Source organism: Priestia taiwanensis (genome assembly GCF_014638355.1).
GTDB classification, from domain to species: domain Bacteria; phylum Bacillota; class Bacilli; order Bacillales; family Bacillaceae_G; genus Priestia_D; species Priestia_D taiwanensis.
Genome location: NZ_BMFK01000002.1, coordinates 134,598 through 157,261, shown reverse-complemented (window position 1 = coordinate 157,261; position 22,664 = coordinate 134,598). Strand labels below are relative to the sequence as shown.

Annotated in this window: 22 protein-coding genes and 1 other annotated feature; of the genes, 21 read left to right on the top strand and 1 reads right to left on the bottom strand. The window is 37.1% G+C overall.

Annotated features, from left to right (window positions below):
- Positions 1-20: 20 nt before the first annotated feature.
- From recD2 to lepB, 8 genes are all read left to right on the top strand, one after another.
- A complete protein-coding gene (recD2, locus tag IEV41_RS12970) occupies positions 21-2,345 on the top strand; it encodes an SF1B family DNA helicase RecD2 (protein ID WP_229722236.1) in 2,325 nt (774 codons plus the stop codon).
- A gap of 149 nt (positions 2,346-2,494) precedes the next feature.
- Positions 2,495-2,686, top strand: coding sequence for a YrzR-like zinc ribbon domain (locus IEV41_RS12965; protein ID WP_188388935.1), 192 nt, complete (start codon positions 2,495-2,497; stop codon positions 2,684-2,686).
- A 15-nt stretch (positions 2,687-2,701) separates the two neighbouring features.
- Positions 2,702-2,887, top strand: a complete 186-nt coding sequence (locus tag IEV41_RS12960; RefSeq protein WP_188388934.1) for a hypothetical protein — start codon at positions 2,702-2,704, stop codon at positions 2,885-2,887.
- A 202-nt stretch (positions 2,888-3,089) separates the two neighbouring features.
- Entirely contained in the window at positions 3,090-5,282 is a 2,193-nt protein-coding gene (locus IEV41_RS12955; RefSeq protein ID WP_188388933.1) for a YhgE/Pip domain-containing protein, read from the top strand.
- Between the two features lie 69 nt (positions 5,283-5,351).
- Positions 5,352-6,200, top strand: coding sequence for a hypothetical protein (locus IEV41_RS12950; protein ID WP_188388932.1), 849 nt, complete (start codon positions 5,352-5,354; stop codon positions 6,198-6,200).
- Between the two features lie 11 nt (positions 6,201-6,211).
- The gene (locus IEV41_RS12945) at positions 6,212-7,072 is read left to right on the top strand and encodes a CPBP family intramembrane glutamic endopeptidase (RefSeq protein ID WP_188388931.1); all 861 of its coding nucleotides are present in this window, start codon (positions 6,212-6,214) and stop codon (positions 7,070-7,072) included.
- 85 nt (positions 7,073-7,157) lie between these two features.
- The gene (locus IEV41_RS12940; RefSeq protein WP_188388930.1) at positions 7,158-8,030 is read left to right on the top strand and encodes a CPBP family intramembrane glutamic endopeptidase; all 873 of its coding nucleotides are present in this window, start codon (positions 7,158-7,160) and stop codon (positions 8,028-8,030) included.
- A 107-nt stretch (positions 8,031-8,137) separates the two neighbouring features.
- On the top strand, positions 8,138-8,698 hold the full coding sequence (lepB, locus tag IEV41_RS12935; RefSeq protein WP_188389267.1) for a signal peptidase I: 561 nt from the start codon (positions 8,138-8,140) through the stop codon (positions 8,696-8,698).
- Between the two features lie 51 nt (positions 8,699-8,749).
- Here the strand turns inward: lepB and chbG are convergent, their stop codons facing one another.
- Positions 8,750-9,466 carry a chitin disaccharide deacetylase gene (chbG, locus tag IEV41_RS12930; RefSeq protein ID WP_188388929.1) on the bottom strand — a complete coding sequence of 239 codons (717 nt, stop codon included), beginning with the start codon at positions 9,464-9,466 and terminating at the stop codon, positions 8,750-8,752.
- 249 nt (positions 9,467-9,715) lie between these two features.
- Here chbG and IEV41_RS12925 point away from each other — a divergent pair, with 249 nt between their 5' ends.
- The 13 genes from IEV41_RS12925 (at position 9,716) to greA (ending at position 22,485) form a co-directional block, all read left to right on the top strand.
- On the top strand, positions 9,716-10,285 hold the full coding sequence (locus IEV41_RS12925) for a biotin transporter BioY (RefSeq protein WP_308420339.1): 570 nt from the start codon (positions 9,716-9,718) through the stop codon (positions 10,283-10,285).
- 175 nt (positions 10,286-10,460) lie between these two features.
- Positions 10,461-11,459, top strand: a complete 999-nt coding sequence (gene bioB, locus IEV41_RS12920) for a biotin synthase BioB (protein WP_188388928.1) — start codon at positions 10,461-10,463, stop codon at positions 11,457-11,459.
- A gap of 121 nt (positions 11,460-11,580) precedes the next feature.
- Entirely contained in the window at positions 11,581-12,648 is a 1,068-nt protein-coding gene (locus IEV41_RS12915; RefSeq protein WP_188388927.1) for an AI-2E family transporter, read from the top strand.
- 61 nt (positions 12,649-12,709) lie between these two features.
- Positions 12,710-12,946 (top strand) — a binding site (T-box leader).
- A gap of 130 nt (positions 12,947-13,076) precedes the next feature.
- The gene (alaS, locus tag IEV41_RS12910) at positions 13,077-15,728 is read left to right on the top strand and encodes an alanine--tRNA ligase (protein WP_188388926.1); all 2,652 of its coding nucleotides are present in this window, start codon (positions 13,077-13,079) and stop codon (positions 15,726-15,728) included.
- 120 nt (positions 15,729-15,848) lie between these two features.
- Positions 15,849-16,115: an IreB family regulatory phosphoprotein gene (locus IEV41_RS12905; RefSeq protein WP_188388925.1), complete on the top strand. Its 267-nt coding sequence runs from the start codon at positions 15,849-15,851 to the stop codon at positions 16,113-16,115.
- A 2-nt stretch (positions 16,116-16,117) separates the two neighbouring features.
- A complete protein-coding gene (gene ruvX, locus IEV41_RS12900) occupies positions 16,118-16,534 on the top strand; it encodes a Holliday junction resolvase RuvX (protein WP_188388924.1) in 417 nt (138 codons plus the stop codon).
- Positions 16,535-16,550: 16 nt separating this feature from the next.
- Entirely contained in the window at positions 16,551-16,829 is a 279-nt protein-coding gene (locus IEV41_RS12895; protein ID WP_188388923.1) for a DUF1292 domain-containing protein, read from the top strand.
- Positions 16,830-16,979: 150 nt separating this feature from the next.
- Positions 16,980-18,089: an endolytic transglycosylase MltG gene (mltG, locus tag IEV41_RS12890; protein WP_188388922.1), complete on the top strand. Its 1,110-nt coding sequence runs from the start codon at positions 16,980-16,982 to the stop codon at positions 18,087-18,089.
- A gap of 193 nt (positions 18,090-18,282) precedes the next feature.
- Positions 18,283-18,921 carry an O-methyltransferase gene (locus IEV41_RS12885; RefSeq protein ID WP_188389265.1) on the top strand — a complete coding sequence of 213 codons (639 nt, stop codon included), beginning with the start codon at positions 18,283-18,285 and terminating at the stop codon, positions 18,919-18,921.
- 6 nt (positions 18,922-18,927) lie between these two features.
- On the top strand, positions 18,928-19,854 hold the full coding sequence (locus tag IEV41_RS12880; protein WP_188388921.1) for a peptidase U32 family protein: 927 nt from the start codon (positions 18,928-18,930) through the stop codon (positions 19,852-19,854).
- Positions 19,855-19,876: 22 nt separating this feature from the next.
- On the top strand, positions 19,877-21,157 hold the full coding sequence (locus IEV41_RS12875; RefSeq protein WP_188388920.1) for a peptidase U32 family protein: 1,281 nt from the start codon (positions 19,877-19,879) through the stop codon (positions 21,155-21,157).
- A gap of 17 nt (positions 21,158-21,174) precedes the next feature.
- On the top strand, positions 21,175-21,810 hold the full coding sequence (udk, locus tag IEV41_RS12870) for a uridine kinase (protein WP_188388919.1): 636 nt from the start codon (positions 21,175-21,177) through the stop codon (positions 21,808-21,810).
- A 198-nt stretch (positions 21,811-22,008) separates the two neighbouring features.
- Positions 22,009-22,485, top strand: a complete 477-nt coding sequence (gene greA / locus IEV41_RS12865) for a transcription elongation factor GreA (protein WP_188388918.1) — start codon at positions 22,009-22,011, stop codon at positions 22,483-22,485.
- The last annotated feature ends 179 nt before the right edge of the window (positions 22,486-22,664 follow it).

Below are 22,664 nucleotides of genomic sequence, written 5' to 3'. Positions count from 1 at the left end.
AGAGGAGGGACTTACTAGCGGTGCAGCATTCCATTGATTTATTTGAGGAAGAAGAAAAATTTATAAAAGGGAAAATCATTACGACCATTTTCCATAATGAAGAAACGCTATATTCTGTGGCGCGTGCGAGAATTTTGGAAACGACGGAAAATACGGATGAAAAGGAAGTAGCTATTACGGGAAACTTCCCGTTTATTCAAGAGGAAGAAGTATATACGTTTTTCGGTACTTTCAAGGAGCATCCACGCTATGGATTGCAATATCAAGTTCATAAATTTAAGAAAGAGCTACCACAGACGAGAAATGGGATTATTCTGTATTTATCAAGTGATTTATTCAAAGGAATTGGAAAGAAAACAGCAGAAAAAATTGTGGACGTCCTTGGAGAACAAGCTATTTCGAAAATTATGGATGACCCAGATGCATTAGAGCGTATTCCAGGTATCAAAAAGGACAAAGCAAAAGAACTCTATAATACAATTATGGAGCATCAAGGATTAGAGAAAGTAATGGGATTTCTCGGTCAATATAATATTGGTACGGCAACGGCAATTAAGATTTATCAAACGTATCGAGAAGAAACATTAGAAATTATTAAGAAAAATCCATATCAACTAATCGTAGATGTCGAAGGAATTGGTTTTGGTCGAGCGGATGAAATTGGGAAAGCATTCGGAATTTCTGGCAAACATCCTGATCGTATTCGAGCAGGATGTTTGTATACGTTAGAAAAAGTGTCGCTTCAAGATGGTCATGTATATATTTCAGAAGAGCAACTTATTGAACAAGCGTTAGCACTATTGAATAACCGTGATAATCAAGTGGTAGTAGACGATATTTCTCAGGAAATTATGTATCTATTTGAAAAGAAACATTTAGTGCAAGAAGAGGGGAAAATCTATTTGTCGTCTCTTTATTATGCGGAAAAAGGGTTTGTTGCATCGATTCAGCGTATGTTATCCGCTAATGAAGACATACAAGAGCATCCTGAATCGGAATTTCTTTTGAAGTTAGGAGAAATAGAAGAAAAACATGGTGTTCAATATGCACCTAAGCAGCGAGAAGCAATTCAAACGGCTTTGCAATCCGGAATGATGATTTTGACTGGTGGACCAGGTACAGGGAAAACGACCGTTATTAAGGGTATTGTTGAAATGTATGCAATGTTAAATGGTCATTCGTTAAATCCGAAAGACTACAAAGAAGGAAAAGCATTTCCTATTTTGTTAGCAGCACCAACTGGTCGTGCTGCTAAGAGGATGAGTGAGGCAACTGGATTGCCAGCTTCGACTATTCATCGTTTACTTGGCTGGACGAGAGAAGGGGTCTTCCAGCATGATGAAGAGAATCGTATTAACGGTAAGTTATTAATTGTAGACGAGTTTTCAATGGTAGATATTTGGTTAGCAAATCATTTATTTAAATCCTTACCTTCTGATATGCAAGTAATTATTGTTGGAGACGAAGATCAATTACCATCTGTTGGACCAGGGCAGGTGTTAAAGGATATGTTAAATTCACAGCAAATTCCAACTGTCCAATTGACAGAGATTTATCGACAAGCAGAAGGATCAACAATTATTCAGCTTGCTCATTGTATGAAAGAAGGTAAGTTACCGCGAGATATATATGAGAAACAAAGCGATCGTACGTATTTTCCTTGTAGTAGTAATCAAGTTGTTGATATTGTGAAAAACATTTGTGAACGTGCACAACAACGTGGTTATACGTCTCGTGATATTCAAGTGTTGGCGCCAATGTATCGTGGGAATGCTGGAATTGATACATTGAATAAGTCGTTACAAGAAGTCTTTAATCCTAAAAAAGAAAAATCACGTGAAATTGTTTTCGGAGATGCGTCTTATCGGGTGAAAGATAAAGTATTACAACTAGTAAATCGACCAGAAGATGGCGTATATAACGGAGATATTGGGGAGATTGTTTCTATCTTCTATGCAAAAGAAAATGCAGAAGGACAAGATATGATGGTTGTTGCATTTGATGATGTAGAAGTTATGTATTTGAAAGGTGATTTCAATCAATTAACACATGCGTATTGTTGTTCCATTCATAAGTCACAAGGAAGTGAATTTCCGATTGTCATTGTACCTGTCGTGAAAGGGTATTATCGTATGTTACGTCGTAACTTACTCTATACAGCAATTACCCGAGGGAAGAAATCGCTTATTCTATGTGGTGAATACGAAGCACTTGAACAAGGGATACAGCGATTAGATGATAAGCGACAAACAACGCTGGCGGAAAAGCTAAGAGGTGAACCGGACGGATTAGCATTTGATCTCGATGATGACTTGGAAGATATTTCTCCTTATGATTTCATGTAGAATGCACACAATAAAGGTAACAAGCAAATAGCTTGTATGCCTAATAACTGTATGCCGTATCAATCGTTTTATCATAAGTTATGTATATTTTTCTACTGCTTGGACACAATCAATGTCAGGAGCTACTTCAACGTAAGGAGATGAATGCATTGTTAAAGTGTCCAAACTGTCAGAGTAAAGACGTTGGCAAAATTGGTGTGAATCAATATTATTGCTGGAATTGTTATATCGAAATGACGATTGCAAAAGGCGTTATTTATACACACCAAGTAGAAGAAGATGGGTCATTAAGTTCATTGGATGATTTGTTTGGTGAAGAAGAACGAACAATTAGTATGTGAGTAGGTGAGAGAATAATGAAGTTTATCGCTTACATTGCAGCAATCATCGCAGGATTTTATGCATTTCGATATGTAAAGATGAATCGAATGATATCCTCGAATAATTGGAAAAAGCTGAATAAAGGGATGCAATCGTCTTTTTCATACATGAAAGATACGAAAAATAGGCTCCCAATGAAGTGGAAGAAATCCTTTAATTAATTGCTCATAAATGCGTTACGTACCTAGTTAGGTATGTAACGCATTTTTTGTAGATAAATAAAAAATAAAACACTTGTATTTTACTGGCTCGCATGGTAACATTCAGTAACAATGACCGTATTTACAAATCGGTCATTTAGTATCGTCTAAAATGACCAGATGATAAAAATGGTCATATGTTACTAACGGAGGGATAAAAGTAATGAAAGGATTAAAGTTGTTAGGTAATGAGTTTCTAGCAATATGCCGCAACAGAAAATTATTAGTTCCAATTATTGCGGTCTTAATGGTTCCTGTCCTATATAGTGGAATGTTTTTAGGTGCTTTCTGGGATCCGTATGAGCGATTAGATCAATTACCTGTTGCAGTCGTGAACATGGATGAAGGAGCAACTCTCGACAGTAAAGATTTACATATTGGAGATGAATTGGTCGAGAAGCTGAAAGAAGAGGAAGAAGGATTTAAGTGGGATTTCGTCGATCTTGATACAGCCCAAAAAGGTTTAGAACATGAGAAGTATTATATGATGATTAAAATCCCGAAAAACTTCTCTCAAAATGCTACAACATTGAAAGATAATACACCGCAGCATTTAGAGCTAGAATATATTCCGAACGAAAGCTATAACTTCTTATCTTCTCAAATCGGAAGTACAGCTATACTAAAGATTAAAGAGAAATTATCAAAGACAGTGACCGAAACGTATGCGGAAGAAATTTTTGATAAGATTGCAGAAGCTGGTGATGGAATTCAAAAAGCAGCTGACGGTTCGAAAGACTTAGATGAAGGTGTCATGAAGTTACAAGATGGAAGTGGCCAAGTAACAGATGGTGCAGTACAGGTAAGAGATGGTGCAACAGAATTAAAAAATGGTGCAATAGAGTTGAAAGACGGTGTAACGGAGTTAAAAGATGGTGCGACACAGTTAAAAGATGGAGCAGGACAGGTGAAAGATGGCTTAGTAGAGCTTCATTCAAAAACGGCTCAGTTGAACGATGGGGTACAACGAAAATTAGCTCCAGGTGCTAATCAGTTAGCGCAAGGGTTAGCTAAGTTAGAAAAGGAAGTGATAGAAGGGAAAAGTGAATCAAATAAAAAGATAGAAAGTAAAAAAGCTGAAATAGAGGAACTAACTAAAGGGATTAATAAACTTTATGCTGGATTAAATACGTTGGATTTGAGTATCGATTCGTTAGAACAAAAAATTTCTCGGGCAAATATTCCAGCAGCAGAGAAGCAGGAATATATAATAGAAATTAAGAAGTTAGCAGGTCTTAGTAAGGGGCTAAACGAGGGTGCTGAACAAGTAGTTGGACAGGATATTCCTAAGCAAGTAGCAGGTGCTCTAAAAGAAATTGAACAAAAACAAGTAAGCCTGTTAGAGGGTATTGGCAAGTTGAAGAAAGGTTCTACGGATTTATCAAACGGTCTAAAAGGTATGGCTAGCCAAACACCACAACTTGTTGCGGGTGTTGGACAATTGAAAGATGGTTCGATAGAATTAGCAGATGGTTCAATTAGATTAGCGGATGGTTCAACTAAATTAGCAGATGGTTCAATCAGGTTAGCAGATGGTTCAACCAAATTAGCAGATGGTTCAATTAAAGTCGCAGACGGCTCAACACAAGTAACGGACGGATTAGCTACGGCAAAAGACGGTACTTCTAAGCTATCAACAGGATTAGCAGAAGGTGCTGAGAAGTCTGGAGAAGTACAAGGTGATCAGAAGAAATATGAAATGTTAGCAAGTCCGGTAGATGTGAAAGAAGAGAAGTACACACCAGTTCCTAACTACGGAACAGGATTTGCTCCTTACTTCTTATCATTAGGATTATTCGTTGGTGCATTACTTATCTCAATTGTATTCCCATTACGTGAGAGTGCAGGTACACCAACTTCTGGTTTCAGTTGGTTCATTAGTAAGTTCGGTGTTCTTTTATTTGTTGGTATCGCACAAGCGCTTATTTCGGTAGCTATCTTACTATTTGTATTAGGTATCGAAGTACAGAGTGTACCGTTATTCATCTTATTCAGCATCATAACAAGCTTAGCGTTCTTAACGCTTGTTCAATTCCTTGTTACGGCGCTCGGAGATACTGGACGATTCGTTGCGATTATCATTTTAATTCTACAATTAACTACGAGTGCGGGTACGTTCCCACTGGAGTTAATTCCAGAATGGTTACAAGCATTTAATGCATGGTTACCAATGACATATTCAGTAGCTGGATTGAAAGCAGTTATTTCAAGTGGCGACTTTAGTTTCATGTGGGAGAATGCACAACTATTGTTCATTTTTATTGCATTAGCAATGGCTGGAACAGTAGCTGTATTAACGCTGTTCTTCAAGCGCCAATATGGTACTGTAACAAAGACAGTAGCAAAAGAAGTATAAATAATGAATGGTGGGTGTCACAGTGTGGCACCCACCATTTTTGTTTGGGTTATAGAAGGAAAGTCATAGGTGTTGTCGAATAGTTTTAGAGGTGGTACATTAATAGGAAGAAAAGGTAATGGTTGGTGGATAATGAATATAAAGCAATATTATCGAAGGCATGCATTTGTTCAATTTACAGTAGCGTGTGTATGTATACTTGGTATTGTTATGTTGATTGGAATGGGAGTGAAACGAAAGTGGGAGCTGTTCATCCCGCTTGTTGTATTTAGTCTCTTTTTTTTTAGCACTTCTTGGCTCAATTTCAAGCGAGGGACAGAAGTGAAGGTAGAGAAGATTGGGCGAGTGACAGATATTAAGTCCGTTCAAGAATGTATATTATTACAACTTCCGGCCGCAGATGCTCATTTATTACTTTTGGATCCTGGTGGTTTACTTGTAGGAGAAATAAGAAGTAAGCGGAATTACTGGCTTGCTTGGTTATATCCAAGATTTATGAAAGAGCTTTGGAAGAAGCACTGGACCTTACATAATGCAGAAGGTGAAGTAATAGCTCATTACAAGCGGTCATTCGGAAAATATTCTACTCTTTACGTGTATAACAAAGAAGGAGTAATTGGTGCTTATCGTGAAAAGGATACATTTCGTCTTGCTAGAATTAGTGGTAGTTTGTTCAATAGAGAACAGGAAGAAATTGCAGAAGTTAATATAGAAGATAACCTTTATCATTATCGAATCATCAATGAAAATGGCGAACAACTAGTTGAATTTAATCGAGGTTGGGTGCCACTTGGGTGGAGCAAGCGTTTTAGGGAAGCGGATACACCAGTTATTTTGCTGCATTCGCACCTGGATGAACATACTCGCTACCTATTGCTTGGAGTGGCTGCTTATTTCACTCATCGATTGTATAAATAAGGAGAGCAGAGATGTACAACCAATTTGAGAGAATTAAAATACGTTATTTTCTTTTGACGCTTTTTGTATCTTTTATGATTTTGGGGGTAATTAGTGTTAGTGGAGCGACAGTGATGGGGGGAGAAAGTACATTTGATATTATTTTTGACCTAGGTGCCTATATCGTTCCGTTTGTTTGGTTGTTTATATCTTGCCAAAAATCAAATATCGAATTTAGAAGCTTCTTTACATATCCCGTTAAATGGCAAGTTACGAATATGTTCATCATAGTCGTTATGTTAATGTTGTTTTCAGCAGGAGTTGTGTTGTTACAGGCATATGGACTAGCATATTTGTTACCTGATTATGTCATGGCCAGCTTAGAGGGAGAGAATTTTGAAAACAAGGAACATCCTTTTATGATGCTATTTGATTTTCTATTAATAGTGATTTTAGCTCCTATAGTAGAAGAAGTTATATTCCGTGGTTTTTTGTTGCATCGTCTATCTTATAAATTTGGGATGGTGAAGGCAGTTATTATTTCTTCTGTTTTATTTGGTTTGTTCCATTTTAATTTATTCGGTTCGATTACCTTCGCTCTTGTATGTGCGATTTTGTATATAAAAACAAAGAACTTACTCGTACCAATTTTAGCTCATATGTTAAATAATTTTCTTGCTTTTATGTTTGCAGTAATAGCGGAAAAGGTACCAATCACATCTGATGTGACAGTGGCAGACTTTCAATCGCTTTTTATTGTAGGGGTAGGGGCTGTGTTAACAGCACTCGGTTTATTATGGTTAATCCCATTTTTAAAGAATAATTGGAGGTATATCAAGAATGGCGAGTTACTTGTTTTACGAACAAGAAAGACACCTCCTATTAACATGTAAGGGATATAGTATTGCTTCCTATACGTTACTCACAGTCTTAGCTTATTTTTTATCCACTAATTATAAAACAGAAAAGGGGAAGTAAATGAATACACAATTTGAACACATTAGAATACGAGAGTTTATTTGGATAATTTTTTTATATATAGTTACCTCTGTGTTTGTTATGATTTTCACTACGTTAGCCGCCGGTGGAGAGGAACCACCTGATTTAGTAGCGATGTTACTTGATGTTGCTTTTTATTTTGTACTGGTTATTTGGTTATTACGTGCATGTACGCAAGCAAGGTTAGAGTTCACTAGTTTTTTTGATAAACCTTTGAATATACCAATGAAAGATATTGTTCTTTCTGTAGTAATGCTAATTATATTGGCTCTTGGTGTTGTTAACTTACAGTCGTATGGATTGTCTTATATCGCGCCAGATTATGCTGTTGAGAACTGGAACATGCCGTTAGTATCTGGTGAAGAACAACTGTATATGAAGATATATCAGTTTATCGCGGCGGTTATTCTAGCTCCAATTATAGAAGAATTAGTATTTCGTGGTTTTTTGTTGAATCGCTTGTCTTATAAATGGGGAATTACAAAGGCAATTATTATTTCTTCTACTTTATTTGGGGTGCTTCATTATGATATTATTGGGGCGGCAATGTTCGGGGGAGTTTGTTCGATTTTCTATTTGAAAACAAAAAGTTTGTTTGTGCCAATTATGATACATATGATAAATAATTTTACTGCCGTAATAGCTGAAGTAGCGATGGTAAATGGTATGGGTGTCTCAGATACTACACTAGCCGATATTCAATCTACCTCGACGCTATTATGGGGAATTGGACTAACATTCGTTAGTTGCATTTGGTTAGTTCCCTTTTTAAAGAATAATTGGAATCTAGTTAGGACGGGGCAACTACCGCCTTTACGAACAAGGAAGACACCACCTAATGTTCATATGTAATGAAGTAGGAATAGAAGATATTTTCCAATTGTATTGAAATTTATCCTATGCTTCATTAGAATGAAGCATAGGATAGTAGCGCTGAATGACGAAAAGGAGTTGCACGAATAGTGAAGATATTGATACAACTTGGGAAATGGGCACTGTCGTTGCTCATGGTTTTTGTATTAACGGTTTTAATTAATATGTTTTTACTTCAAATGTATAAAGTAGACGGTCACTCAATGGACCCGACATTACACGATCAAGAGCGAATGGTTATTTCGAAACTTTCTCATACGTTTAAAGCGATGCCGGATTACGGAGATATTGTCGTAATTGACAGTCGTGTGGATAGACCGCGTTCGATGAAAGACGATTTTCTTGAGAATCCACTTGTTTATTTGATTACGGGGAAGAATGAAGCCTTTATGTATGTCAAGAGGGTAATTGGAAAGCCAGGGGATACATTAGAGCTTAAGAATAATAAAGTGTATCGAAATGGTGAAGAGTTACAAGAGCCGTATATTAAAGAAGTGATGAATATACCGATGGAGAACACTACATACACGGTTCCAGAAAACCATGTCTTTGTAATGGGGGATAACCGTAACAATAGTAAAGATAGTAGACATATTGGAGCCATTCCGCTTGATCACGTATTAGGGAAAAAATTATTCGGATTATAATACAAATAAAAAAACACGACATCTGATTTGTAGTACAGATGTCGTGTTTCTTTATTTCTTGAATGAAACGAGTTCAAAAATATCTGGTAGCTTGCACGTTGTTAGCACACGATGTTCTTCTACTCGTTCTGTCGTATAGGAAGAACCCGCTAGTATATGGTGGTCTAAGTAACCAGGATGGACCATTATTTCTACACTTGAACCGTCGGGAACTTTCGTTGCTAACTTGTCAAAGTAATCGATTGTTACACCGTCTGCATAAAAATCGTAAAAGAAGTATTCGCTAAATGGGATAGCCGTACTTTTTTCTTTAGAAGCCACTCGAATTGGTAAATTGTATGCATGCGCTAGTTTCTCTATTACTGGCATAAGATTAGGTGCTCCGTGAATATGATGGTGACTATCAAGGTGTGTTGGTGTTATTCCTGCAGCATAGCATGCATCAATTTGTGTACGCCACTCCTTTTCAACATCTTCTAAATTGATGGAAGGATTGTTAATAATATCATTACGATGTTTGAAGAAACCATCTTCTTTCACAAGGGAAGGTACGTCTGTACGAAGTGGTTTCTCACAATCTAGTACTAAATGAACACCAATTCCTAGTGTAGGGTATTGTTTTGCTAATGAAATTGCATGAGTAGTACCGGGCATATTCATCATCATTGTGGCAGAGTTAACGATGCCGTTTATATGAGCGTCAATAATCCCGTAATTAATGCCACTTGAGTACCCGAAATCATCTGCATTAATAATTAATCTAATCATAACTAAATCCCCCTTTTTCTATACGTTAGTAAGAATGTTGAAAGCGCTTAAGTTGTTAGGTTAGTTAACTAGACAACTAATTCACTATCAGTGTAACAAAAAATGAAGAGAGTGTATAACGATATGTATGACTTTTATGTGAACGCACGATCTATTTGTAAACCTTTATTAAAATCCGGTTGACATAAATATTTTTCATGTGCTAGTTTAGTACATATAAATTGTATTTTTTTGTAGGAAGGTGAGCGGGTGAAGAAGAACAACCAGCCTGTTTTTTCGCTTGTTTTAGTTGCAATGTTTGCATCTTTAACAGCAATTGGGGCGTTTATTAAAATCCCTACACCAATCGTTCCGTTTACATTACAAGTGATGTTTGTTTTTCTAGCGGGATGTTTACTTGGGAGTAGGCAAGGAGCATTAAGTCAAATAGTGTATGTTGGAACAGGGTTAGTTGGCTTTCCTGTCTTTGTAAGTGGCGGCGGATTAACCTATATTTTTCAACCGACTTTTGGATATTTATTAGGGTTTATTAGTGCAGCCTATGTGATTGGTAAACTAGTAGAACGTAAGAAAAATCCATCTATCAAAACCTTTTTTATTGCGAATATGAGTGGCTTAGTTTGTGTGTATTTATGTGGAGTTATTTACTTGTATATTTCGTTGAACATGTGGATTGATCAACCGACTTCGTTATGGAAAGTATTAGTGATGGGTTTCTTTACAAGTATTGTTGCAGATATATTGATTGGAATAGGGGCGTCTGTAGTAGCTGTTCGTTTATATCGTTTATTTAAGTATAAGAAGGTAGTTAATGCTTGATAATTAGCTGGGATATATTATCTTTTGTTACATACATAGTAACAGATATGAAAGATAGTGTAAGCAGGAATAAGTCATTGATTTGTTTAAATAGAGATTTAGAAGAATAGTTGAGATATAGAGGGTGAATTAGAGAAAAAGGAAATTGGTCATAAAAGCTAGAGGGGGAAAAATAATGACGTATTGGATGACGCTAGCAGGTCGGGTATTAAACGGATGGGAACTAACAGATGAAGAGGCGATGTCAGTATTAAATTGTCCGGATGATGATTTACTACAACTATTGCACGGTGCATTTCAAATTAGGAAGCATTACTACGGTAAAAAAGTAAAGTTAAATATGATTATGAATGCAAAAAGTGGTCTTTGTCCGGAGAACTGTGGATATTGTTCACAATCAGCTATTTCAACTGCACCAATTCAAAAGTATTCTTTTATGACGAAAGAAGATTTGTTAAAAGGAGCAGAGAAGGCTTATAACTTGAAAGTCGGTACATATTGTATTGTAGCGAGTGGGCGTGGACCTTCACCACGTGATGTAGATGTTGTTGTTGAAGCCGTAGAAGAGATTAAGGAGAAGTATGGATTAAAGGTATGCGCGTGTTTAGGTATTTTGAAACCTGAACAAGCAGTACGCTTGAAAAGCGCTGGAGTAGACCGTTACAATCATAATTTAAATACATCAAAAGAACACCATCCATCGATTACAACTTCACATACGTACGATAACAGAGTTAGTACGTTGGAGGTTGTAAAGGATGCAGGGATATCACCGTGTTCAGGGGTTATTGTTGGAATGAAAGAAACAAAAAAAGATGTAATTAATGTCGCACGTTCATTAAAAGCAATTGATGCAGACTCCATTCCGGTGAATTTCTTGCATGCAATTGCAGGTACGCCACTTGAAGGGACGGATGAGTTGAACCCACGTTACTGCTTAAAAGTGTTAGCGTTGTTCAGATACATTAACCCGACGAAAGAAATTCGCATTTCTGGTGGGCGTGAAGTAAATCTTCGTAGTTTGCAACCACTAGGATTATACGCAGCAAATTCAATCTTTGTTGGTGATTATTTAACAACGGAAGGACAAGAGAGCACAGCAGATCATAAGATGTTAGAAGACTTAGGGTTTGAAATTGAATTAGTGCCAGGGCAAGCGGAAGCACTTTGTTGAATAGGGAAGCTAGTGAGCGTTAATATGAGCGCTTATTAGCTTCTTTTTTGTATAAAAGGGCATACATTTTCCTTTCGAAGAAGAAGATAAACGTATCTCTTCGGGTAAAGGAGAAAAATGTATGTGGAATAACTTGAAGATTATTTGGATTTATCGCCTAGGTTTATTGTTGTTAATTTTTTTATGTTTGTTCGTTTTTTTGAAGTTAAAACCATTTTGGTTACCTGTACTGAATGTGGTAAAGGTCATTGTTGGCCCGTTTTTAATTGCCTATTTAATTGCCTTCTTATTACATCCTCTTGTGGAGGGATTACATAAACGAGGGATGCCAAAAACAATAGCTATTTTGGCTATTTATGTTTTATTCTTTGGTGGGATTGGCCTTGGTATTTATAAAGGATTCCCAACTATTTTAGCTCAGCTCAATGAGATGAATGAGAATTATCCGATGTTTGCGAAGATGTATGAAGATTCGGTAGCGAGCATACAGGCGAAAACAGAAGGAATGCCTGTAGTGCTGCATCAGAAAATCGATGCGGTCATCGTGGATATTGAGAAGTGGCTACAAGGACTCATTGATATTATGGTTAGTATTGCGAAGAAGATGGTCAATTACCTTATTCTTCTCATTATTATTCCATTTATCGTGTTCTATTTCTTGAAAGATTACAATGAAATAGGTGCCTTGTTTTGGAGAATTGTACCAAGAAAGTGGCATGATGAGAGTAAGGAATTGATTCAAGAAGTTAATCGTATTATTGGAGGATATATACGAGGACAATTATTTGTGTGTCTTGTGTTAGCTGGTTGTTCATTTTTAGCATTTTGGATTGTTGGTATTCCGTATCCGTTGTTACTGGGAATTATTATCGGCGTGACGGATATTATTCCGTATTTCGGGCCAATTATCGGTGCGGTCCCTGCTATTCTTATCGCATCAACCGTATCTACTAATATGATTATTACCGTAATTATTGTGATTGTTATTCTTCAATTTGTGGAGAGTAATATTTTAGGTCCATATATCGTTGGAAAATCGATTCATATGCACCCAGTTCTTATTATGCTAGCTTTAATTGTCGGTGGGGAAATTGGTGGGATAGTAGGGATGATTCTAGCTATTCCTTGTTTAGCGATTATAAAAGTTATTTATATACAGACGAAAGGGTTCCGGAAACAGTCGGAGTAGGAAGGATAGTCATAATTGACAGTGTTATGTTCATTTGATAAAATGCTTCTATAATTATGATGCAAAATTGACGAAGGAACGAGTATGTTATAGACCATGTAGAAGAGAGAAGTTTCCGTAGGCTGAAAGAAACTTTATATGAAGGATAACAGAATGCTACTCCAGAGAGCAGGTAAAACTTGCCGGGTCAGCCCGTTATAGCTTAATGAAGGTGATGAATGATGAAGTAATAGCGTATAATTTATACGTTTATCATTCATAATCAGGGTGGTAACGCGAGTCAAGTCTCGTCCCTGTTTTAGGGGCGGGACTTTTTTGTGTTCTTTTTTATCCCATTGATGATACTTCATGAGTTGATAGCGGTATGTTTGTAGATGTTAGCGTATATACGCTCTTATATTATTAGATGATATCTAGGAGGAAACAAGATGAAAAAGTTAACTGGTGCACAAGTTCGCCAAATGTATTTAGACTTTTTTAAAGAAAAGGGACATGTTGTAGAACCTAGTTCTTCGTTAGTTCCTGTGGAAGATCCAACATTATTATGGATTAATAGTGGTGTTGCGGCACTGAAAAAATATTTTGATGGAAGTATTATTCCTACAAATCTACGTATTACAAATGCGCAGAAATCAATTCGTACAAACGATATCGAGAACGTAGGAAAAACAGCTCGTCACCATACATTCTTCGAAATGTTAGGTAACTTCTCAATCGGTGATTATTTCCGTGAAGAAGCTGTTGCATGGGGATGGGAATTGTTAACGTCACCAAAATGGTTTGGTTTTAACAAAGAAGATTTATATATTACTGTATATCCAGAAGATAAAGAAACGTATGACTTATGGGTAAAATTAGGTATCGATCCATCACATTTAATTTTATTAGAAGGTAACTTTTGGGAAATCGGAGAAGGCCCATGCGGACCTTGTACAGAAATTTTCTTAGACCGTGGAACGAAATATGATCCTGAAAATATTGGTATTCGTTTATTAGAAGAAGACTTAGAGAATGATCGCTACATTGAAATTTGGAACATTGTATTCTCACAATTCAATTCAAAAGAAGGATTAGAACGTAGTGAGTATCCAGAACTTCCAAGCAAAAACATTGATACTGGAATGGGTCTAGAGCGTATGGCGTGTGTTATTCAAGGTGTTGATACAAACTTTGATAGCGATTTATTTATGCCAATTATCAATGCGACAGAGCAAATTTCTGGTGTGAAATACCGCAGCGGTGACTTAGAGCAAGATACAGCATTCAAAGTAATTGCTGACCATGTTCGTACAGTAGCTTTCGCAGTAGGTGACGGAGCATTACCATCAAACGAAGGCCGTGGATATGTATTACGTCGTTTATTACGTCGTGCAGTACGTTATGCGAAGAAATTAAACATCAACCGTCCATTCATGTTTGAATTAGTAGATGTTGTTGGAGAAGTGATGGTAGATTACTATCCAGAAGTAAAAGAAAAAGCAGAATTCATTGCACGTGTGATGAAAAATGAAGAAGAGCGTTTCCATGAAACATTACATGATGGGGAAGCAATTTTAGCAGAAGTAATCGCAGAAGCGAAAGAAAAAGGAAGCGACACAGTTAATGGTGTGGACGTATTCCGCTTATATGACACATATGGATTCCCAGTTGAGTTAACAGAAGAGTATGCAGAAGAAGCTGGTATGAAGATTGATCGTGATGGTTTTGAAGTGGAGATGGAGAAACAACGTGAGCGTGCACGTGCTGCTCGTGTAGACGTTGATTCTATGCAAGTACAAACGGGTGTATTAGGAAACATCAAAGATGCAAGCAAGTTTGTAGGATACACAGAGGCTTCTGTAGAAGGTAATGTTATCGCAATCGTGAAGAATGGTGAAGTAGTAGAGGAAGTACAAGCTGGTGAAGAAGCACAAGTGATGTTAGATGTAACACCATTCTATGCGGAAAGTGGTGGGCAAATCGCAGATACTGGTAAGATGACTACTGCTAGTGTAACAGTAGAAGTGAAAGGTGTGCAAAAAGCACCGAACGGCCAACATTTACACCGTGTTGTTGTGATGGAAGGTACACTGAAAAAAGGTGATACAGTAACAGCGGCAATCGATGTTGTAAATCGTGCAGGCGTAGTGAAAAACCATACAGCAACACACATTTTACACCAAGCATTAAAAGATGTGTTAGGTACACACGTAAACCAAGCTGGTTCATTAGTAACGAGTGAACGTTTACGCTTTGACTTCTCACATTTCGGATCGGTAACACAAGAAGAAATCGAGAAAATCGAGCGTATTGTGAATGAGAAGATTTGGGCAAGTATTCCAGTTGCAATTTCAGAGAAAGCAATCGATGAAGCGAAAGCGATGGGCGCGATGGCATTATTCGGTGAGAAGTACGGTGATGTGGTACGTGTCGTTCAAGTTGGAGGGTATTCATTAGAGCTTTGCGGTGGTTGCCATGTAGATAATACATCTTCTATCGGCGTATTCCGCATTATGTCTGAATCTGGTATTGGAGCAGGAACTCGTCGTATCGAAGCGGTAACAGGTAAAGGTGCATATGAACTAATGAACGACCAAGTTACGTTATTAAAAGACGCAGCGAAAATGTTAAAGACGAATCCGAAAGATATCCTTACTCGTGTAGACGGCTTGTTTGCTGAATTAAAACAAGCACAAAAAGAAAACGAATCGTTAGCTGCGAAGTTAAGCAATATTGAAGCTGGTAATTTAACAGATAACGTACGTGAAGTAAATGGTGTGAAAATGTTAGCTGCACAAGTAAATGTAGCAGATATGAACAACCTGCGTACAATGATGGATGACTTAAAGAACAAATTAGGTTCAGGGGTTATCGTTCTGGCGTCTGTGAATGAAGGTAAGGTTAACTTACTTGCAGGTGTAACGAAAGATTTAATTTCTGAAGGATACCATGCCGGTAAATTAATTAAAGAAGTAGCAACACGTTGCGGTGGAGGCGGTGGAGGCCGCCCAGACATGGCTCAAGCAGGTGGTAAAGACCCTGAGCAAGTTGGTGCAGCATTAGCAGTTGTCGAAGAATATATGAATTCTGTTTCAAAATAAGGACAAGATGTTGTAAAATGTAGGGAGATAGATTGAATAAGCGCTTTTCATTTTCTTCTTAGTTGGAAATACTAGGGGTAAGATGGGGCGCTTATATCCCTATAAAGTGAGGTGCGTAAGATGAGCTCATTCGATAACACAATGAAGTTCAGTTTTCAAGAAGAGACGCAAAATATCCAGGCTAACGAAGTATTATGTACTGTTTATGATGCACTTCAAGAGAAAGGATATAATCCGATTAATCAAATAGTTGGATATTTATTATCAGGGGATCCAGCATACATCCCACGTCATAATGATGCTAGAAATATTATCCGTAAGTTAGAACGAGATGAGCTAATTGAAGAATTAGTGAAATCGTATTTAAAACATCATCGCGAGGAATAAATATGCGTGTATTAGGTTTAGATGTTGGGACGAAAACTGTCGGTGTAGCCGTAAGTGATGAAATGGGCTGGACTGCACAAGGGATCGAAACAATAAAAATTAATGAAGAAAAAAATGAGTTAGGACTTGACCGATTACGAGAATTGGTTAAGATGTATGAAGTAGAGTCGTTTGTTATTGGTCTACCTAAAAACATGAATGGCTCTATTGGACCGCGCGGAGAAGCGTGTCAACATTATGCAGAAGTGGTGAAAGAACAATTCGGCCTTCCAGTTATTATGTGGGATGAACGTCTATCAACGATGGCGGCAGAAAGGTTACTAATTTCAGCAGATGTTAGCCGTAAGAAGCGCAAGCAAGTAATTGACAAAATGGCGGCAGTCGTTATTTTGCAAGGCTATCTTGATAGCAAAAACTAATTTGAGGTGAATGAACATGACACACGGAGAACAACAAATCACAATTATTGATGAAGAAGGTAACGAGCATCTTTGCCAAATCCTTTTCACATTCGAATCAGATGATACAGGTAAATCATACGTAATCTACTCTCCAATCGGTGAGTTTGATGAAGATGGAGATCCAATCTATCACGCATCTAGCTTCGAAGCGAACGAAGAAGGCGAAGATGGAGATTTATTCCCAGTTGAAACAGAAGAAGAGTGGGAAATGATTGAAGAAGTATTAAACACATTCTTAACAGAAGAAGAGTAAGAAATGAGGAAAGCTTGGGGGAACTCAAGCTTTTTTCTATGTGTATAAATAGGCGTTTTACCGTACACTAAAACGAAAAGGAAAGAAAAAAGTGAGTGGTCGTCGTTTTTTGTTGTATAATGTAAAACAGAAAGAAAAGGGGGACCATGAATGAAACAGAAAAATGTTGGAGTAGATAGACAAAAAGAGGCGAAAACAGTGCGCAAAATCGTCTTTATGATTACAAGTGTCATTATCGGCCTTTTATTAGTAGTCGGAATTTCTGCATTTTTGTATATTAATAATTCATTGAAGCCAGTGAATGCGGACGCAACAGAAATGATAGACTTTAAAGTTAAATCAGGAGAAGGTACTACTACTATTGGAGAAAAGTTAGAAAAAGAAGGCTTCATACATAGTGCGAAAATCTTTAAATATTATGTGAAACTAAAGAATAGTGCAGATTTCAAAGCAGGAACAGTTGAGCTAAGTAAGTCCATGACTCTAGAAGAAATCGTGGGAGAATTAAATGGCACAAATGTTAAGCAGACCGCTAATTTTGAACTTACTATCCCAGAAGGTCAGCAACTAGAACAAATTGCACAATTAATTGCAGAGAAGTTTGGTCTGAAGGAAAAAGAAATACTAGCTAAGTTAGACGATAAAGAGTATGTCAAACAACTCCAAAAAGAATTCCCGACAATCTTAACGGATAAAATACTTGATAAGAACATTAAGCATCCGCTAGAAGGGTACTTATTCCCAGCGAAGTATGAATATATAGAAGAAAAACCAACACTTGATCAAATTATTAAGCCGATGTTAAAGAAAACAGAAGAAGTACTTGCTAAGTATGAAGAGCAAATGAAAGCGAAAAATATGGATGTGCATACGTTAGTAACAATGTCATCTTTAATTGAAGAAGAAGCAACGCAACAAGCGGATCGTAAACAAATTGCGAGTGTTTTCTATAACCGACTTGAAAAAGGAATGAAACTACAAACAGATCCGACAGTATTGTATGCGTTAGGTGAACATAAATCACGCGTTCTGTATGAACATTTAGAAGTACAATCTCCGTACAATACGTATTACATTAAAGGATTACCAGTAGGTCCAATTGCAAATGCTGGAGAAGAGTCAATTAAGGCAGCGTTAGAACCAGCAGAAACGAATTATTTATACTTCTTAGCTGCAAAAAAAGACGGAAAAGTATACTTTGCAGAAACGTTTGAAGAACATAAAGAATTGAAACGTCAACATATTGATAACGTCCAATAATCTATTTATGTTATTTAGGTAAACGGATTAGTAATGTATAAGGGGAGCGAATAGAATCGTTCCCCTTTTGTATGTAGAGAAGAAGGATGAAAAAGGATTGTTTGGAATTTTTTCACCTTTCTTTCTTTATTTATTTGTGTTAAAATATATCGGGTTTAAATACGATATTGAACAAGTTATGTTGGAGGCCGCAATGGATCAACAAGCAATACAGGATTACTTATTAGCATTGGTGAAAGAGCGTCATCCTCTTCTAATGGAGATGGAGGACTATGCACGTGAGCAGCATGTTCCAATCATGGATTTGTTAGGGATGGAACACATGCTTCAATTTCTTCGCTTAATTCAGCCGAAGAAAATCTTAGAGCTGGGCGCAGCGATTGGGTATTCAAGTATTCGTATGGTACAATCTTTGTCACAATGTGAAGTAGTGACAATTGAGCGTAATGTACCACGTATTGAAAAGGCAAAAGAATATATTGCGAAAGCTGGTTTAACGCATCAAATTACACTTATTGAAGGAGACGCACTTTTATCATTTGAAGAAGTGCAAAAGCACGGTACATTTGATGTTATTTTTATAGATGCAGCGAAGGGACAGTATAAGCGTTTCTTTGAATTGTACGAACCATTATTGAACGATAACGGTGTAATTATTAGCGATAACGTACTATTTCATGGAGAAATTGTACAATATATTGAAAATAAGCGACGTCGCTGTTTAGTGAATAAAATTAAAGACTATAATGAGTGGTTAAGCAACCATCCGAAGTATGATACGACAATTTTCCCTATTGGAGATGGAGTGACGGTAAGTAAAAAGAAGGGGTGATGGCAGATGAAGAAACCTGAACTATTAGTAACACCAACGAAAGTATCCGATATCCCGCTTTTAGCGGAGGCTGGGGCAACAGCTATTATAATCGGTGAAGAGCGATTTGGGCTTCGCTTAGCAGGGGAGTTTAAGCAGGAGGCATTGAAGGAAGCGGTTGAGCTTGCTCATGCACATAATATGAAGGTTTACGTAGCGATGAATGCTATTTTCCATAATGAAAAGGTAGAAGCAATCGAAGAGTATGTAAAGTATGTATCGTCATTACATGCAGATGCAATCGTATTCGGTGATCCAGCAGTCTTAATGATTGTACGTGAAGTAGCACCGCAGATGCAATTGCACTGGAATACAGAAACTACTGCTACTAACTGGTTCACATGCAATTATTGGATTGAGAGGGGCGCAAAACGTGCCGTACTTGCTCGTGAACTGAATATGGAGTCAATTGTTGAAATGAAAGAGCATGTTAAAGGTGAGGTAGAAGTTCAAGTTCATGGTATGACATGTATGTTCCAATCAAAACGTTTATTAGTAGGAAATTACTACAAATATCGTGAAAAGGATATGGAAGTATCGGCTAGTTCTGATGGGAACCTATTCCTTTATGATCCAGAGCGTGACGCCAAATATCCTATTTATGAGGATGAGAATGGTACGCATATTATGAGTCCAAATGACATTTGTATCATTGATGACTTACAAGAAATGATTGAAGCTGGAATTGATTCATTCAAAATCGACGGTGTACTAAAGTCAACGGAATATATCGTAGAAGTAACGAAGAAATATCGTCAAGCAATCGATCTTTGTATAGAAGATGTAGATGCATACGATGACGTGAAAGATGATTTATATAAAGAGATTGAAGAACTTCAACCAGTAAATCGTCCGTTGGATACAGGCTTTTTCTATAAAGAAACAGTTTATTAATGGATGAAAGGAGGAAATAACTATGACAGCCACAAAAGAAATCTCTCGTGTAGTTGAGGGGAAACGAGTAATTGTTAAGAAGCCCGAATTATTAGCGCCGGCAGGTAATTTAGAGAAGTTAAAAATTGCTGTTCGTTACGGTGCAGATGCTGTATTTATCGGTGGACAAGAGTTCGGCTTACGCTCAAATGCAGGTAACTTCACATTAGAAGATATGGCAGAAGGTGTTGCATTTGCAAATAAATATGGTGCAAAAATTTATGTAACGACAAATATTTATGCACATAATGAGAATATGCATGGCTTAGAAGAATATTTAAAAGGCCTTGAGGATGCAGGCGTAACAGGTATTATCGTTGCGGACCCATATATCATTGAAACATGTCGCAGAGTAGCACCAAAGGTTGAGATTCATTTAAGTACACAACAATCTCTTTCAAACTGGAAAGCAGTGGAGTACTGGAAAAAAGAAGGATTACATCGTGTTGTACTTGCACGTGAAACAAGCCATGAAGAGATTAAAGAAATGAAAGAAAAAGTAGATATCGAAATCGAGGCATTTGTTCACGGTGCAATGTGTATTGCTTATTCTGGACGTTGTACGTTAAGTAACCATATGACTGCACGTGACAGTAACCGTGGAGGTTGTTGCCAATCTTGTCGTTGGGATTATAATTTAATTCAAACAGAATCACAAGTACAAGGTGCGGTAGAAATGAAATTATACGGCGAAGAAGATGCACCGTTTGCGATGAGTGCAAAAGACTTAAACTTATTATCATCGATTCCAAAAATGATTGAAATTGGTGTAGACAGTTTAAAAGTTGAAGGTCGTATGAAATCAATTCACTATATTGCAACAGTTGTAACGGTTTACCGTAAAGTAATTGATGCGTACTGTGCAGACCCAGAGAACTTCGTGATGAAACAAGAATGGTTAGATGAGCTAGCGAAATGTGAAAATCGTGAAGCAGCTCCAGCTTTCTATGAAGGTGTTCCGGGGTATAATGAGCAATTATTCGGTACACATAGCAAGAAGACAGACTGGGACTTCGCTGGTCTTGTTCTTGGTTATGATCAAGAAACTGGTATTGTGACACTGGAGCAACGCAATCATTTCAAACCAGGAGATTCAATCGAATTCTTTGGACCAGAAATGGATAATTTCTCTCAAACGGTAGGTACAATTTGGGATGAAGATGGAAACGAGTTAGATGCAGCACGTCATCCACTACAAATTGTGAAGATTAAAGTGGACAAAGAAGTATTTCCATATAACATGATGAGAAAACGCATAATGTAAAGAAAGAGGGATAATATATGGGGAATAGACCCATCGTAATTGGTATTGCTGGCGGATCAGGTTCTGGCAAAACGAGTGTAACAAATGCAATCATTGAGTTTTTCAAAGATCGTTCTGTATTAATGCTTCAACAAGATTTTTATTACAAAGATCAAAGTCATTTGCCATTTGAAGAAAGATTAAATACAAATTACGATCATCCGATGGCATTTGATAATGGATTATTAATGGAGCATATTAATCAACTTCTTGAGTACAAAGAAATTGAGAAGCCAATCTATGATTATAAGCTTCATACACGCTCGTTGGAAACGGTGAAAGTAGAACCGAAAGATGTTATTATCTTAGAGGGGATTCTTGTACTAGAGGATGAGAGACTACGCGATTTAATGGATATTAAATTATTTGTTGATACAGATGCAGATATTCGTATTTTACGTCGCATGGTACGTGACATTAACGAGCGCGGCCGTACAATTGAATCTGTGATTGAACAGTATTGCAATGTCGTACGTCCGATGCATAATGAATTCATCGAGCCTTCTAAACGTTATGCAGATATTATTATCCCAGAAGGTGGACAAAACCACGTAGCAATCGATTTAATCATCACAAAAATCCAAACAATCCTTGAACAAAAGGTAATTTTGTAATAGGATAAGTAAATAATAGTAATTACATTTTTCTTTTATTATGGAATACAATGTAAATAACGAGAACTTAGACCTCAAGTAGAAGGGAGATATATTTCTTCTACTTGAGGATGATTTGTATTCAAGATAGAAAAAGAAAAAACTTAAAAATGTTACCTACATAAAGAGAAATGGTGGATATTAAAAGGAGTGAAAAACATGGCTACTGAAAAGAAGTATCCTATGACAAAAGAAGGAAAAGAAAAATTAGAGAATGAATTAGAACAATTAAAAACGGTTCGTCGTAAAGAAGTCGTAGAGCGTATTAAGATCGCTCGTAGCTTCGGTGACTTATCGGAGAACTCAGAGTACGATGCAGCGAAAGATGAGCAAGCTTTCGTGGAAGGTCGTATTACAACATTAGAAAACATGATTCGTAACGCGCAAATTATTACAGAAGATAATGAGAATTCTTCGGTTGTTTCTCTAGGTAAATCAGTAACATTTACAGAGTTACCAGACGGAGAAGAAGAAACTTACACAATCGTAGGTTCAGCAGAAGCAGATCCATTCGAAGGTAAGATTTCAAATGATTCACCAATTGCACGTAGCTTAATAGGCAAAACAATTGGCGACGAAGTAACAGTTTCTACACCAGGTGGAGATATGTTTGTTCGTATAACTGCAGTAAAATAATAATGAGAAAATCCACAGGGTGTTCGTATGCTCTGTGGATTTTCTTGTAGACGAAAAAAAGAGTGGTAGGCGTTAGCCCACCACTCTTTCTTTATATTAGAGAGGTTTGATTGAAGGGAAAGGTGAGTACTCCCAGCACTTGGAGCCCTTTCTTGTTTATAGAATACGCTTGTAAAGTG